The sequence below is a fragment of the Ramlibacter albus genome (assembly GCF_014297445.1).
GTDB classification, from domain to species: Bacteria; Pseudomonadota; Gammaproteobacteria; order Burkholderiales; family Burkholderiaceae_C; genus Ramlibacter; species Ramlibacter albus.
This window is the reverse complement of record NZ_JACORU010000014.1, coordinates 1-13,077: the sequence shown is the minus strand read 5'-3', so window position 1 is coordinate 13,077 and position 13,077 is coordinate 1. Positions and strand designations below refer to the sequence as shown.

At 66.5% G+C, this 13,077-nt stretch carries 19 protein-coding genes and 1 pseudogene; 4 read left to right on the top strand and 16 right to left on the bottom strand.

Features of this window, described 5'->3' with window-relative positions; translation table 11 throughout:
• On the top strand, nt 1–1,041 hold the full coding sequence (locus H8R02_RS26160) for an ABC transporter substrate-binding protein (protein WP_187084465.1): 1,041 nt from the start codon (nt 1–3) through the stop codon (nt 1,039–1,041).
• A 19-nt stretch (nt 1,042–1,060) separates the two neighbouring features.
• Here H8R02_RS26160 and H8R02_RS26155 read toward each other — a convergent pair whose 3' ends face one another.
• The 5 genes from H8R02_RS26155 to H8R02_RS26135 are packed head-to-tail and all read right to left on the bottom strand — an operon-like array spanning nt 1,061 to nt 6,151.
• A complete protein-coding gene (locus tag H8R02_RS26155) occupies nt 1,061–2,209 on the bottom strand; it encodes a CaiB/BaiF CoA transferase family protein (protein WP_187084464.1) in 1,149 nt (382 codons plus the stop codon).
• Nucleotides 2,206–3,177, bottom strand: a complete 972-nt coding sequence (locus H8R02_RS26150) for a Bug family tripartite tricarboxylate transporter substrate binding protein (protein WP_187084463.1) — start codon at nt 3,175–3,177, stop codon at nt 2,206–2,208. The genes H8R02_RS26155 and H8R02_RS26150 overlap by 4 nt, the downstream gene beginning before the upstream one ends.
• 24 nt (nt 3,178–3,201) lie before the next feature.
• Complete coding sequence (locus tag H8R02_RS26145) at nt 3,202–3,990, bottom strand: crotonase/enoyl-CoA hydratase family protein (RefSeq protein WP_187084462.1); 789 nt, start codon at nt 3,988–3,990, stop codon at nt 3,202–3,204.
• Between the two features lies 1 nt (nt 3,991).
• Complete coding sequence (locus H8R02_RS26140; protein WP_187084461.1) at nt 3,992–4,981, bottom strand: acyl-CoA dehydrogenase family protein; 990 nt, start codon at nt 4,979–4,981, stop codon at nt 3,992–3,994.
• 12 nt (nt 4,982–4,993) lie between these two features.
• Nucleotides 4,994–6,151, bottom strand: a complete 1,158-nt coding sequence (locus H8R02_RS26135) for an acyl-CoA dehydrogenase family protein (protein ID WP_187084460.1) — start codon at nt 6,149–6,151, stop codon at nt 4,994–4,996.
• 112 nt (nt 6,152–6,263) lie between these two features.
• Here H8R02_RS26135 and H8R02_RS26130 point away from each other — a divergent pair, with 112 nt between their 5' ends.
• Complete coding sequence (locus H8R02_RS26130) at nt 6,264–7,193, top strand: LysR family transcriptional regulator (protein WP_354004977.1); 930 nt, start codon at nt 6,264–6,266, stop codon at nt 7,191–7,193.
• A complete protein-coding gene (locus tag H8R02_RS26125) occupies nt 7,190–7,645 on the top strand; it encodes a DUF3237 domain-containing protein (protein WP_187084458.1) in 456 nt (151 codons plus the stop codon). The genes H8R02_RS26130 and H8R02_RS26125 overlap by 4 nt, the downstream gene beginning before the upstream one ends.
• A gap of 181 nt (nt 7,646–7,826) precedes the next feature.
• Here the strand turns inward: H8R02_RS26125 and H8R02_RS26120 are convergent, their stop codons facing one another.
• From H8R02_RS26120 to H8R02_RS26105, 4 genes are all read right to left on the bottom strand, one after another.
• On the bottom strand, nt 7,827–8,078 hold the full coding sequence (locus H8R02_RS26120) for an antitoxin Xre/MbcA/ParS toxin-binding domain-containing protein (protein WP_187084457.1): 252 nt from the start codon (nt 8,076–8,078) through the stop codon (nt 7,827–7,829).
• A 23-nt stretch (nt 8,079–8,101) separates the two neighbouring features.
• Nucleotides 8,102–8,518, bottom strand: coding sequence for a GFA family protein (locus tag H8R02_RS26115; protein ID WP_187084456.1), 417 nt, complete (start codon nt 8,516–8,518; stop codon nt 8,102–8,104).
• Nucleotides 8,519–8,529: 11 nt separating this feature from the next.
• Nucleotides 8,530–9,015, bottom strand: coding sequence for a nuclear transport factor 2 family protein (locus H8R02_RS26110; RefSeq protein ID WP_187084455.1), 486 nt, complete (start codon nt 9,013–9,015; stop codon nt 8,530–8,532).
• Between the two features lie 86 nt (nt 9,016–9,101).
• Entirely contained in the window at nt 9,102–9,647 is a 546-nt protein-coding gene (locus H8R02_RS26105; RefSeq protein ID WP_187084454.1) for a 2'-5' RNA ligase family protein, read from the bottom strand.
• 47 nt (nt 9,648–9,694) lie between these two features.
• Here H8R02_RS26105 and H8R02_RS26100 point away from each other — a divergent pair, with 47 nt between their 5' ends.
• Nucleotides 9,695–10,036, top strand: a complete 342-nt coding sequence (locus tag H8R02_RS26100) for a YciI family protein (RefSeq protein ID WP_187084453.1) — start codon at nt 9,695–9,697, stop codon at nt 10,034–10,036.
• A gap of 31 nt (nt 10,037–10,067) precedes the next feature.
• On the opposite strand, the gene pyrF is transcribed toward H8R02_RS26100, so the two are convergent.
• From pyrF to H8R02_RS30890, 7 genes and pseudogenes are all read right to left on the bottom strand, one after another.
• Nucleotides 10,068–10,790 carry an orotidine-5'-phosphate decarboxylase gene (gene pyrF, locus H8R02_RS26095; RefSeq protein ID WP_187084452.1) on the bottom strand — a complete coding sequence of 241 codons (723 nt, stop codon included), beginning with the start codon at nt 10,788–10,790 and terminating at the stop codon, nt 10,068–10,070.
• 27 nt (nt 10,791–10,817) lie between these two features.
• Nucleotides 10,818–11,087, bottom strand: a complete 270-nt coding sequence (locus H8R02_RS26090; protein ID WP_255429568.1) for a BrnA antitoxin family protein — start codon at nt 11,085–11,087, stop codon at nt 10,818–10,820.
• Nucleotides 11,080–11,292, bottom strand: coding sequence for a type II toxin-antitoxin system HicB family antitoxin (locus H8R02_RS26085; RefSeq protein ID WP_187084451.1), 213 nt, complete (start codon nt 11,290–11,292; stop codon nt 11,080–11,082). Before H8R02_RS26085 ends, H8R02_RS26090 begins: the two co-directional genes overlap by 8 nt.
• A 145-nt stretch (nt 11,293–11,437) precedes the next feature.
• Nucleotides 11,438–11,734: a type II toxin-antitoxin system RelE/ParE family toxin gene (locus H8R02_RS26080; RefSeq protein ID WP_187084450.1), complete on the bottom strand. Its 297-nt coding sequence runs from the start codon at nt 11,732–11,734 to the stop codon at nt 11,438–11,440.
• Between the two features lie 2 nt (nt 11,735–11,736).
• Nucleotides 11,737–11,958: a hypothetical protein gene (locus tag H8R02_RS26075; protein WP_187084449.1), complete on the bottom strand. Its 222-nt coding sequence runs from the start codon at nt 11,956–11,958 to the stop codon at nt 11,737–11,739.
• 22 nt (nt 11,959–11,980) lie between these two features.
• Complete coding sequence (locus H8R02_RS26070; protein WP_255429567.1) at nt 11,981–12,604, bottom strand: IS3 family transposase; 624 nt, start codon at nt 12,602–12,604, stop codon at nt 11,981–11,983.
• Nucleotides 12,605–12,644: 40 nt separating this feature from the next.
• Nucleotides 12,645–12,875, bottom strand: a pseudogene (locus H8R02_RS30890) (IS3 family transposase); the annotation flags it as partial.
• Nucleotides 12,876–13,077 lie beyond the last annotated feature (202 nt).

Sequence of the window (13,077 nt, the reverse complement as noted above, 5' to 3'; positions counted from 1 at the left end):
ATGTCACTACTTCGCACCTCCATCGCGCTCGCCGCACTTGCGCTCGCGGGCGGCGCCTTCGCGCAAGGCAAGACGCTCTACATCGGCATGAACGGTGGCGTCATGGAGCAGTCGTACACCAAGTACGTGTTCCCCGCGTTCGAGAAGATCCACAACGTGAAGGTGGTGGTGGTGCCCGGCACTTCGTCGGACATCCTGGCCAAGGTACAGGCCAGCAAGGAGAAGCCGCCGGTGCACGTGATGTTCCTGGACGACGGCGTGATGATGCGCGCCATCAAGCTGGGCCTGTGCCAGAAGATGAACGATTCGCCCGTGCTCAAGGACCTGTACCCCAGCGCCCGCATGGCCGGCGGCATGGCCGCGGGCGTGAACGTGGGCATGACCGGCATCGGCTACAACAAGAAGATGTTCGACGAGAAGAAGTGGCCCGCCCCCACTTCGTGGATGGACTTCGCCGACCCCAAGTTCAAGGGCAAGGTGGTGTTCCAGTCGCTGCCCTCCAGCAGCTTCGGGCTGCACGGCTTCCTGATGTTCAACCGCATCCAGGGCGGCACCGAGAAGAACGTGGACCCCGGCTTCAACAAGTGGGGCAGCACCATCGGCCCGAACGTGCTGGAGTACATCCCCAGCTCCGCGAAGCTCAGCGAGATGGTGCAGACCGGCGACGCGGCGATCTTCCCGCTCACGCCCACCAGCGTCGCGACGCAGAAAGCCAAGGGCATCCCGATGGAATACGCGCAGCCCAAGGAAGGCTCGGTGCTGCTGATGGTGGCCGAGTGCGTGACCGCGCGCAACGACAACCCCGAGCTCGCGCAGAAGCTCGCCGAGTTCCTGCTGACGCCGCAGGCGCAGGCCGCCGCGCTGGAGTTCGGCAACCAGATCCCGAGCAACCTCAAGACGCAGCCGTCCTCGCCCGCCGCGAAGGCGACGATGGATGCCTTCAAGGGCTACATGAAGACCGTGGTCACGCTCGACTGGGACACGATCAACGAGCTGCGCCCGGGCTGGAACACGCGCTGGAACAAGTCGATCGAGCGCTGAGTACCAAGCGGGGCCGGGGTCAGGCGCCCCCGAGCCCCACTTCGCGCAGCAGTTCCTGCGTGTGCTCGCCCAGGCGCGGCGCCATTTTCACGGGCAGCGCCTCGCGGTCGATGCGCACCGGCGGCGCGGGGAAGCGCACCTTGCCCATCTTCGGGTCGTCGAGCGTGCGGAAGAAGCCGGTGGCGACCATGTGCTCGTCGCGCTCCAGGTCGTCGAGCTTGTTCACGGGTGCAGCGGGAATCTCGAGGCGCTTGCACGCCTCCAGCCACTGCGCCGTCGTGCGTGAAACTGCGCATTCAGCCGCCAGCTCGTAGAGCGACGCGATGTTGCGCGTGCGCTCGGCCATGTTCGCGAAGCGCGGGTCTTCCGCGGCGTCGGGCCGGCCGGCTTCGAGGAAGAACCTCTTCCAGTGCGCGTCGGTGTACGGCATCAGGCACACGTAGCCGTCGCTCGTGCGGTACGGCTTGCGATGCGCGGCGAAGATGCGCGGGTAGCCGGTGCCGGCCAGCGGCGGGTCGAAGTGGTGGCCGTAGTAGTGCTCGACGAGGTTGAAGGCCGCCATGGCCTCGAACATCGGCACTTCCACATAAGACCCCTTGCCCGTGCGCTCACGCGCGAACAGCGCGGCCAGGATGGCATGCGTGGCCACGAGGCCGCAGGTCTTGTCCGCGGCGATGGTGGGGAAGTACTGCGGATGCCCGGACTGCCGGTCCATCAGGTCCGCGCAACCGGACATGCCCTGCACGATGTCGTCGTACGCGGGCAGGCCGCCGTACGGCCCGTCCTCGCCGAAGCCGTGCAGGCCGACGTAGACGAGGCGCGGGTTGCGCGCCATCAGCGCATCGGGGTCGAGGCCGATGGCCTCGAGCTTCTGCGGCCGGATGCTGTGCATCAGCACGTCGGCCGTGTCGACGAGGCGCATCAGGGCTTCGCGCGCATCGGGCTTCTTCAGGTCCAGCACGATGCTGCGCTTGCCGCGGTTCACGCCGAGGAAGATCGCCGCCATGCCGGCCTCGGTGCTGGGGCCGGTGTTGCGCGTGGAGTCGCCTTCCGGCGGCTCCACCTTGATGACGTCGGCGCCGTAGTCCGCGAGGTTCTGGCTCGCGTAGGGCCCGAGCACCACGGCGCTCAGGTCCAGCACGCGCACGCCTTCCAGCGGCAGCTTCATTCGATGGTCACTCCGGAAGCCTTGACCACCTGCGCCCAGCGCGCGATCTCCTTCTTCACGTAGGCCGCGTACTCCGGCACGGTGGAGCCCAGCGGCTCCGCACCCTGCACGGCCAGCTTGGCCTTGACGTCCGGGTTGTTCAGCGCCTTGTTGATCTCGGCATTGAGGCGGTCCACCACGGCCTTCGGCGTCGCGGCCGGCACCATCACACCTTGCCAGGCACCGACTTCGAAGCCGGGCATGCCGGATTCCGCCAGCGTGGGCGTGTCGGGGAACAGGGACATGCGCTTGGCGCTCGTCACGGCCAGCAGCTTCAGGCGCTTGTCCTTGATGAAAGGCATGACGGAATTGATCGTGTCGGTGAGGAACTGGATCTCGCCGGCGACCAGTGCCACGTCGGCCGGCGCGCTGCCCTTGAACGGCGCGTGCACGGCGTCGATGCCGTTGGCCTGCACGAACTGGAAAGCGCCCAGGTGCGTGACGTTGCCGTTGCCCGCCGAGCCGTAGGTGAGCTTGCCCGGGTTGGCCTTCGCGTACGCGACGAACTCCTTGACGTTGTTGGCGGGAATGCTCGGGTGCACGACGAGGGCGAGCGGCACCACGGCCGTCAGCGCGACGGGCGCGAAGTCCTTCTCCAGGTTGTACGGCAGGTTCTTATAGAGCGCGGGGCTCAGGGTGATGGACGACGTGTTGTAGAGGATGGTGTAGCCATCGGCCGGCGCGCGCGCGACGGCCTGCGCGCCGATGTTGCCGTTGGCCCCGCCCTTGTTGTCGACGATGACGTTCTGGCCGAGCTGCTCGCCGAGTTTCTGTGCGAGCACGCGCGCCACCAGGTCCGTCGGGCCGCCCGGCGGGAAGGGGACCACCATCGTGATCGGCTTCGTAGGCCAGGCCTGCGCGAATGCGCCGCCGGCGGCGGTGAGTGCAAGAGCCGCGGCGACGAGCGCGCGGCGGGAGATGACGGTCATGCTTGTTGTCTCCTTGTCAGGACTTCACGAAAACTTCGGGGTGCGCTTCTCGACGAAGGCCTTCACGGCCTCGTGGTGGTCGGGCTGCAGGTGCGCGATGGCCTGGTAGGCGGCCGAGATCTCCAGCAGCGACTCCAGCGATTGCTGCTGGCCTTCGCGGATGAGGCGCTTGGTCATGCGCAGCGGCCCGCCCGGGTTGGCGGCGATCTTGCGCGCGACGCCGAGTGCGGTTTCCATCAGCTGCTCGGCAGGCACCACGCGCGACACGAGTCCGCAGGCCAGCGCCTCCTGCGCACTCACGGCTTCGCCGGTGAAGGCCATCTCGGACGCCTTCGACAGGCCCACGGCGCGCGGCAGCAGCCATGCGCCGCCGTCGCCGGCCACCAGGCCCACCTTCACGAAGCTCTCGGCGAACGAGGCCTTCTCGCTCGCGATGCGGATGTCGCACATGCACGTGAGGTCGCAGCCCGCGCCGATGGCCGGGCCGTTGACGGCGGCGATGACGGGCACGTCGAGGTTGTAGAGCGCCCTGGGGATGCGCTGCACGCCGCGGCGGTATTCCTCGCGGATGTCTTCCGGCGACAGCTGCTGCTGGAAGTACTTCTGCATGTCCTTGACGTTGCCGCCGCTGGAGAACACCGGGCCTTCGCCCGTGATGACCACCACGCGGATGCTGCGGTCGGCCTGCACTTCGGCGCAGGCCTGCTCGAACTCCGCCGCGGCCGTGTTGCCGGTGACGGCGTTGCGCGTCTCCGGCTGGCTCATGGTGAGGATGAGGATGGCGCCTTCGCGCGTTTTCTTCAGGAAGCTCACTTCAATCTCCTTGGTGGATGTCTGTGGTCGCGCGGATCAGGTCCAGCGCCAGGCCGTTGCGGCGGTCGACGAGTTCCTCGCCGAGCACTTCTTGCCAATAGGACTCGGAACCCGCGGCCTGCCGCCATGCGTGCAGGCGGCGGGTGTAAAGCTGCAGATCGTATTCCGCCGTGAAGCCGATGGCGCCGTGGATCGAGTGCGCGAGCGCGGCGACTTCGATCGCGGCCTCGCAAGTGCGCGACTTGGCGACGGCGACACGCAATCGGTCGGGCGTGGCCATGGCCGAGTGGCAGCCGATCTGCGCGGCCATGCGCGCGGCGAACGTGTGCTCGGCCATCACGCTCAGCTGGTGCTGGATGGCCTGGAACTTGCCGATCGGCCGGCCGAACTGCTGGCGCTCGTTGGCGTATTGCAGGGTACGGTTGAAAGTGTTCATCAGCGCGCCGGAGAGCTGCGCGGCGGCCGTACAGGCCTGGAGCGCTTCGAGGTCGTGTGTGCCGGGGATTCGCTGGGCGCGTGCAACGGCGGCTTCGGTCCAGCGCAGAGTGGCATCGAGCGGGAAGACGTCGCGCTCCGCATTCGCCTCCGCGACGGGCAGCAGCACCGTCGCACCGTTGACACCCGTGAGCACCCAGTCCGCGACAGCGCCGAAGGACACCCGGGCTGCCATTCCGGAGCTCGTGGCGATTGCGATGCTGCCCTGCGGCCGTGCAACACCAGCATTGGCGAGCAAGGCACGGGCGAGCATCGTGTGCGCCAACGGCACCGGCACCGCGTACGAACCGCACAAGGCAAAGAGAGGGAACACGTCACTCAACCCCAGTCCCGCCCCGCCTTGCTCCTCCGGCACCATCGCATCGGCAAAGCCGGACTCCTCGATCTGCGCCCACAACTCGCCCGGCGATTGCCCGGCCTCCACCGCACGCACGAGCTGCGGCGTGCACTGGTCTTCCAGCAACTGGCGCAGCGCATCGGAAAGAAGGTCGTCCATCGTCAGCTCCTTTCAGCGCAGCCCGAGGCCGCGCGCGATCATGCCGCGCAGGATGTCGCGTGTGCCGCCGCGCAGCGAATACGACGGCGCCACCTGCGTGACGTAGTTGAGGGTGCGCAGCAACTCCAGCGGCACTTCGTGCGCGGGGCGGCGGAACAGGTCGTCGGCGATCAGCGTGGGGATAAGCTGCTCCACACCGGTGCCGAGGTCCTTCACCAGCGCGGCTTCGACCACCGGGCTTTCACCCTTCGCGAGCTTGCTCGTCACTGCGACGGACATCGCCCGCAAGGGCGCGAGCTGCGCCACGATCTTGCCCGCCAGCCGCAGCGCCTGCGGCGTGCGGCCCTGCGGCGTGCGCACGTACGCCAGCCACTCGTCGAACAGCACGATGCTGGAAAAGAGGCGCTCCGGCCCGCTGCGCTCGAAGGCCAGCTCGCTCATCACCTGCTCCCAGCCGTCGCCCTCGCGGCCGAGCACGGCGTCCGGCGCGAGCTGCACGTTGTCGAAGAAGACCTCGCAGAAGTGCGAGTCGCCCGACAGGTCGGTGATCGGCCGCACGGTGACGCCGGGCAGCTTCAGGTCCACGATCACCTGCGACAGGCTCTTGTGGCGGTCCTCGGTGGTGCCCGAGGTGCGCACCAGCGCGATCATGTAGTGGCAGTTGTGCGCGTTGGTGGTCCAGATCTTCTGGCCGCTGAGCAGCCAGCCTTGGTCGTTGCGCGTGGCGCGCGTCTTGACACTGGCGAGGTCCGAGCCCGCGTTGGGCTCGCTCATGCCGATGCAGAAATACATCTCGCCGCGGCACACGGCCGGGATGAAGTGCCGCTTCTGCGCCTCGGTCCCGTACTTGAGGATGAGCGGCGCGCTCTGGCGCTCGGCGATCCAGTGCGAGCCCACGGGCGCGCCGAAGTTGAGGAACTCCTCGACGACGACGTAGCGGTCGAACGGGCTGCGGCCGCCGCCGCCGTATTCCTTCGGCAAGGTGAGCCCGAGGAAGCCGCGCTTGCCCAGCTCACGGCTGAGGTTGCTGTCGTAGCCGCCCCAGGAGCGCGCGCGGATGTGGGCCGGGATTTTCGAGACGGCCTCCTGCAGGAAGGCGCGCACCTGCGAGCGCAGGGCTTCGGCTTCGGGCGGCAGGGCCGTGAGGGTGAGCGAATCGAGCGCGCTCACCGCCGGACTCCGTTTCGTATCATGGCTGGGCTCCTGGTGAATGCCCACGATATCGGGCGGTGCGCAAGCCGTCCAATACCGAATCGCCGGGCAGCGATACGCCACACGAATCGTGACCCCACCCGCCCTCCGAACGCTCGACCTGCGCCGCATCCGGCATTTCGTGGTGCTGGCCGAGGCATTGAACTACCGCAAGGCCGCTCAGCTGCTGCACATGACGCAGCCGCCGCTGACGGTGTCGATCCAGAAGCTGGAAGCCGAGCTGGGCGTGCGCCTCTTCGAGCGCGATGCGAAGGGCGTGCAGCTCACGGGCAGCGGGCGGGCGGCGCTGGCCGAAGCGCGCCTGATCCTGCAGCACGCGGAGGGCTTTGCGGAGATGGCGACGCTGGCCGACACGGGACGTGCGGGCGTGCTGCGCATCGGCTTCACGGGCTCCGCCACGCACGGTGTGCTGCAGCGGCTGGTGCCGCGGGTTCGTGCCGAGATGCCTCGCGTGGAGCTGCAGCTGCGCGAAGGGTCGTCGATGGGCATCGTGCAGGCGCTGGCCACCGGCGACATGGACGCCGGGTTTCTGTGGACGCCAGTATTGAAGCCGATGGGCGCCGAGTTCCAGGTTCTGCAACGCGACACGCTCGTGGCGGCACTGCCCAAGGGCCACAAGCTCGCGTCGAAGAAAGTGCTTCGCCTGGCCGACCTGGCCGGCGAGCCCTTCGTGAACTACGACGCGCTGCAAGCCGAGGGGATGCGCAGCGTCTGCATGATGGCTTGCCAGCGCGCGGGCTTCGTGCCGCGTGCGGCGCAGGAGGCCGTGCAGGTGCGCACGGTGTTGACGCTCGTCGAATCGGGCCTCGGGGTTGCGCTGGTCCCGGGTGTCGTGCGCAATCCGCCCAGCGAGCATGTCGTCTTCAAGGTGCTGGAAGACATGAAGGGCGACACGCCGATCGGGCTGGCGCTGGCTTACCGGCCGCAGCCGGCCCACCCCACCGTCACTGCGCTGCGCGAACTCGCGGCGCGCGAATTTCCACAGGAGACTTCACCATGATCCAGACCCGACCCCTCTTCGAGCTGCGCCTGCAGGTGCCCACCATCGTCGACGTGGGCGATACGCCCTTGGGGCGGCGCCGCATCGCAACCGTCGCCGGCGGCGAGTTCACCGGCGAGCGGCTGCGCGGCACCGTGGTGGGCACGCCGGCCGGCGACTGGCTGCTGCAGCGCAATGACGGCGTGACCGTGCTCGATGTGCGCCTGCTGCTGCGCACGGAAGACGGCGAGCTCATCTACATGTCGTATCGCGGGCTGCGGCATGGGCCGGCGGACGTGATGGCGCGGCTGGCGGCGGGCGAGGTGGTGGACCCGGCAAGCTATTACTTCAGGATCGTGCCGGTGTTCGAGACGGCGTCGAAGAAGTACGGGTGGTTGAACAAGGTGGTGGCGGTGGGGACCGGGAGGAGGGAGCCGAGCGGGCCTATCTACAAGGTGGAGGAAGTGCTTTAGGCGTGCGATTCAGGCCGTGGCGCACGACACCGTTCACGATGAGCCGGATGTCGGCCTCCGGGTGCTCTTCCTCGCTGTTCGGCGAGGGCACGTTTTCAAGTTGCTCGGCACCGCCCTGCGACGTGGGTTTCGTCTCTGGCGGTTTCCTCGGCGCGTTCATGACGGATGAGGATGCGCGGCATTACGGCATCCTCCACAGGCACTCACGAACCCTATCGCCGTGGCCAGTGGCGATGAGGTGTGAAGGAACACTTCCATCCAATGCCGGGATGCTGCGCTGCAGCCATGACATGCTCTGGGCGCCCATGTGAAAGAAAAGGGCCCATGCGATGTCTTCGGCACCGCCGCATGCCGCGATGAGCTCCCCCTGGAACGAGCACTTGTCGAATTCAGGGCGACAGGCTTGTGCAAAAGTGAACCAGCGCGGATCCATGAGCTCGCTTCCAGCACGAGTTGCTAGTCGACCGGCGTCGGGCCGGACACGAGATTCATGTCGGGAATCGATGGCAGCTCGGCGAGCCACGGCAACGCGAGATTGCGCCAAAGCTGGGCGTGAGGCCGAAGTTGCGCGCGCTGGGTCACGCAGCCCAGGCGGATGACTACGGAGGAAGGGCTCTCGGCTGCGGCGGCGAAGATGGGAGTGCCGCACTCCGGGCAGAACGCCTGGACCCAGGGTTTGCCGTGCTGCAACGTCGCGTATCGCTTGGGCTCACCCCGGAGTGTGAACTGCGTGATCGGCACCTCGACGACGGTCCTGAAGGGTGCACCCGACATGACCTGGCAGTCGGTGCAGTGGCAGACAGTCACACCTTGGGGATCGATCTCGGCGGTGAACGAAATCGACCCGCAGTGGCACGTTCCGTCGATGTGCATGAAGAGCACGCTCAGCGCGAGGCGGGCGTCTGCGGCGCGGCGGCCGGGGGCGCGGGCTGCCGCGAATTGTGGAACTGCACCACGGCCCAGCGGTCGCCTCGCTTTTGCATCACGGCAGTCATGCGCAGCGGCCCGCTCGAGTTGAGCTTGCCGTCGACGGTGCGCTCCGACACCCAGCTGCCGGCCACGAGCACCACGGTGTCCGACAGCGCCGTGGCCGTCAGCCCGATGGGGCGCGCCTGGACCGGTACCGGGTTGTCCAGTGCCCCCGTGAAGTACTTGAGCACGCCGTCCGGCGTGGTCACCAGGTCCATCGAATTGGTGCCGTAGAACTGGGCACCGGGTGCGAACAACGCCGCCACTTGCGCGTGGTTGCGCGAGACGAACAACTTGAAGAATTCCGAGAACGCGGCCTGCGCGTCCTCGGCGGGCCCGGCGAATGCGCCCGAGCACGCCAACGCCAGCACGGCCGCGGCTGCCTTGCTTCTTGTCCCCATGCTTCGCTCCTCATCGGGTGAGATCCCTCGCGGAATGTAGCCCTTGGCGCGGCGCTGCGCCAGAGCCGTGCTCGACTCTCGGCATGTCAGCCCTGGTGCCCCACGAACGCGAATTCATGCATGGCCCGCCACCGGCCGGATGAATTCTCCAGCAATGTCACGGTGCCACAATGGGCGGACACGGGCCCATGACGCTCGAGATCGGCGCGAAGCTCGAGCTCCGCATCGTCGGCCGCTCGGACGTCGCCTTGCGCAATCGTGAGGTGCGGAACGATGGATGGATGCGCCCCGCCGTACGGCGGATAGTCCGGGAACGCGTGTGCCACGGCCTTCGTGAGTTCGACGAAGGGTGCGGCGAGAACGGGCGCCAGGTATGCCGTTTCGGCAAATCGCTGGACCTCGGCGAGCACGCACCTGAAAGGCGAGAAGCGCCTGAAGAGAAGCTTGAGCCGGCGCTGCACGTCCGAGTCAACCAGCTCCGGCGGCATGAACGGGAACAGGATGGTGACGTGCGCTGGAACGCCGAGCCTGGCCTGGGGGTCGAACTTGCGCCGCAACTCGCCGAAACGCGCGTCGGCTTCCGGGATGACAACGACCAATCCGCTTTGGTTCATGAGACCCGATTGGGCCACACTCCACGCTGGGTCGACTTCACCGGATCGATAGAAGGAGTAACTCGATGCCCCGATACCTGATCTCGTTCGACGACGGATCGATGGACCACATTTCACAGGCAGACCTGCCCGCTGTGGGTGAGGCAGCGCGCACCGTGATGCGCGAGGCGAAGGCTGCTGGCGTGTGGATCTTCGGCGCGGGAGTCCAGCGCCAGCAATCGACCATCGTTGCGACGGATGGAACCCGTACACGCGGGCCGGTGCCGGAGACGAAGGCGGTCCTCGGCGGGTTCTGCATCGTCGAGGTGCCGTCACACGAAGTGGCGTTGGGATGGGCAACCCGGTTCGCCAAAGCCTGCCGGTGCGCACAGGAGGTCCGCGAAATCCTGTTCGACCCGGAGTCTTGATGCAAGCGCAAGGGCGACGTTGTTCGCGCCCTTACACGCTGCCCCCTCCAGGGTTGCGCGACCGTGCCGCTTCGCACGCTGCGACGATTGCTTCGTACGCCGCAACAGGATTTGCCGCCGCCGAGACGGCTCGCCCCACGACGATGTGCGTTGCGCCCGCACGCACTGCCGCGGCGGGCGTAGCGACGCGAACCTGGTCGGTATCGCCCGAGTCGGGCAGTTGTATGCCCGGGCAGACAATCAGCGCATTCGGCGCAAGCGACTCGCGCAGGAAAGAAGCCTCCTGCACTGACGCGACCACGCCGTGGCAGCCGGCCGCCGAAGCCAGGCCTGCCAGCCGGCGAACCTGCTGTTCGACGGAAGGCGCCAGGCCGACTTCGGGCAGGTCGGCGTCTGCCAGGCTGGTGATGACCGTCAGGCCCAGGACACGAAGCTGGGGAAACGGCCTGGCGGCCTGCACGGCAGCTTTCAGGACTGACGAGCCTGCGGAGGCGTGGACCGTGACGAGCGAGACGCCGAGATCGCCTGCGGCACGTACCGCGCCAGCAACGGAATTCGGGATCTCGTGGAGCTTCAAGTCCAGGAAGACCTGTTTGCCGTTCGCGACAAGGTTGCGCACGAGGCGCGGACCCGCTGCCGTGAGTGCCTGCAGACCAACCTTGTATGAGACTGCTGCGGGGCCAAGGCGTTCGACCAGCGACATCGCCTCGCGTTCGGTATCGAAGTCCAGTGCAACGACAACAGCGGTTCCCATGGGGCTTTACGTGGACCGCCGGCGCCACTACTTCCAGTTCAGATTGAGTTTTCTATGGGAGGCGGCGCAGTCACGCAAATACAGATTGATCAGGCTTTGATACGGGATGCCGACCTCTTCCGAGATCGCCTTGAAGTAGTCAATCGCTTCTTCGTCGAGGCGAATCGTGATCTGCTTCTTTAACTGCGACGCGTACGGGTTCTTTCGCGCGGTCGAAAAGTCGTATTCCTTACGCATGTAGCCACCCTCCAGAACTCGCTGCGCCTCCGCACCCGAAATCCGGGGCAGCTTAGGCATGACGGGGGTTGGGTACCGTGAAGACGGTCACGACGGGGTGGCCCGTCGACGGAAGCGGGAACTCGGACAAGTACCGAGACGTTGCCTCGCGCAGGTTGGCCACGGCCTCTTCGATCGTTTCGCCTTGGGTCGTCGTCCCCGTCTCCGGGTTGAGGGCGACAAAGCCGCCTTCTTCGGCGGGGGTAAGCACAGCAGTGAGTTCCATGATTCGGCTCCCGTACGAAGTTGATTATCGCTTGGTGGCTCCGTGAGGTCTAACGTGAAGGTAACCGACGACTTGCGCCAGGGGCGCGCGCAGCGCGCGCACGCCGCGAGGCGTCCGTGTTGACTGACATGTTCGACCGCACTGCTCAGACCTTGGGCGCGCTGCCGCGCCGCTCATGCCAGAAGGAGACAATCTCCAGGGCGTTGCGGCGAACTCGGTAGTAGACCCAGTAGCGGATGCGACCAAGATAAAGGCGCCGTACGACTTCAGCGCGAGGCGTTTCGACCTTGCTTCCGATGCCTGGCTCGCGAGTCAACAGTTCCAAGGCACCTCGAAGGTCGGCCATAACAGCACCGGGGGCTGCAGGGCGGTTCTCGGCCCACCAAGCAGCCGCCGCCTCGATTTGGCGCTCAGCGCGCCGCTTGACCCGAACTTGGAGCAAGTTCAGCAGAAGCGCTGTAGCCGAACAAACAATTCCTCGGCGGAAATTCCATCTTCGACGTCCGCTTCGTCGAGCGCTTCAAGCAATTCCGCTTCATCTGCGGGCGACAGCTTCACTGCAAGCTCATCGTCACGGGTCAATACCGTGACGCTCGTACCCTCGGGCAGGTCAAGGCCTTCGACCACGACCTTTCCGTTTACGACAGTGCCAGTTGCGAGTTGCATGACCACATCCTACCTCGGCGCGCTACCACCGTCCACCGTGCGGTTGAACGTGAAGGTGACCGGCTCGTTGCGGCAAGGGGCCGCACTGTGCCGTCGGAAATCCTGCACATTGCGGCACCTTGCCGCAACGCGCCGGCGACAAGTATCGCAGCGATGGGTGCAGCCGTCGATGGTTGTAGAAGTTGATGTAGCTTTGCAACGTGCGGCGCAGCTGCTGTTCGGTGTCGAACTTCTTGCCGTACAGCTCTTCGCACTTCATCGAATGGAAGAACGACTCCATGTGAGCGTTGTCGTTCATCCGGCCTGGCCGGTTCATGCTCTGCACCATGCCCAGTTCGCTTAGCTGGTTCCTGAATTCGAAGTTGGCGAACTCGATCCCACGGTCGCTGTGGAACACGACCCCCGGCCTAACGCAGCGGCTCCACGCCGAGTGCACGAGAGCCTCGCGCGTGAGCGCGGCATCGCGCCGCTCTCCCAAGCTCCACCCGACGATGCGGCGCGTATGCTTGTCCATCACCGCGGCCATGTAGCGCCACTGGCCAGCGACCTTCAGATACGTCACGTCGCCCACCCAGACCTGGTCCTGCTGCTGCGTGCTGGCCGACTCCGGCAGGTACGGCACACCGGCGTAGAAGGCACGCTGCAACACCTTGGAGTGACGATACAGGATACAGGCGGGCACTCCTGCCCTGGAGGCATACCTCGCGCATCAGGCGGGCCACGCGTCGCCGCCCGATGCTGCTGCCGTCCAGGCGCAATTGCCCGGCCACTCGAGGGCTGCCGTAGAAGCCGCGGCTGTCGGCATGGATCTGGCGAACCTGCGCCATCAAGGCCTCGTCGTCACGGGCACGCTGACTGGGCTGGCGCTTGCACCATGCGTAGAAGCCCGAGCGCGTCACCCCGTGCAACTCGCACATCACTTGGACCGTAAGCGTCCGGCCAACCCACCCTTGAGCGCAGCCCCGTAAGCGGCAAGGATGGTGTCCATCTATGGAGTTAGGTGGACACCATGAAGGATTGGAGGAAGGAGCCTCGGCGCCGGCACAGCGAGGAGCTGAAGGCGCAGGTTCTTGCCGAGTGCGCGCAGCCGGGGGCCTCGGTGGCGGCAGTGGCGATGGC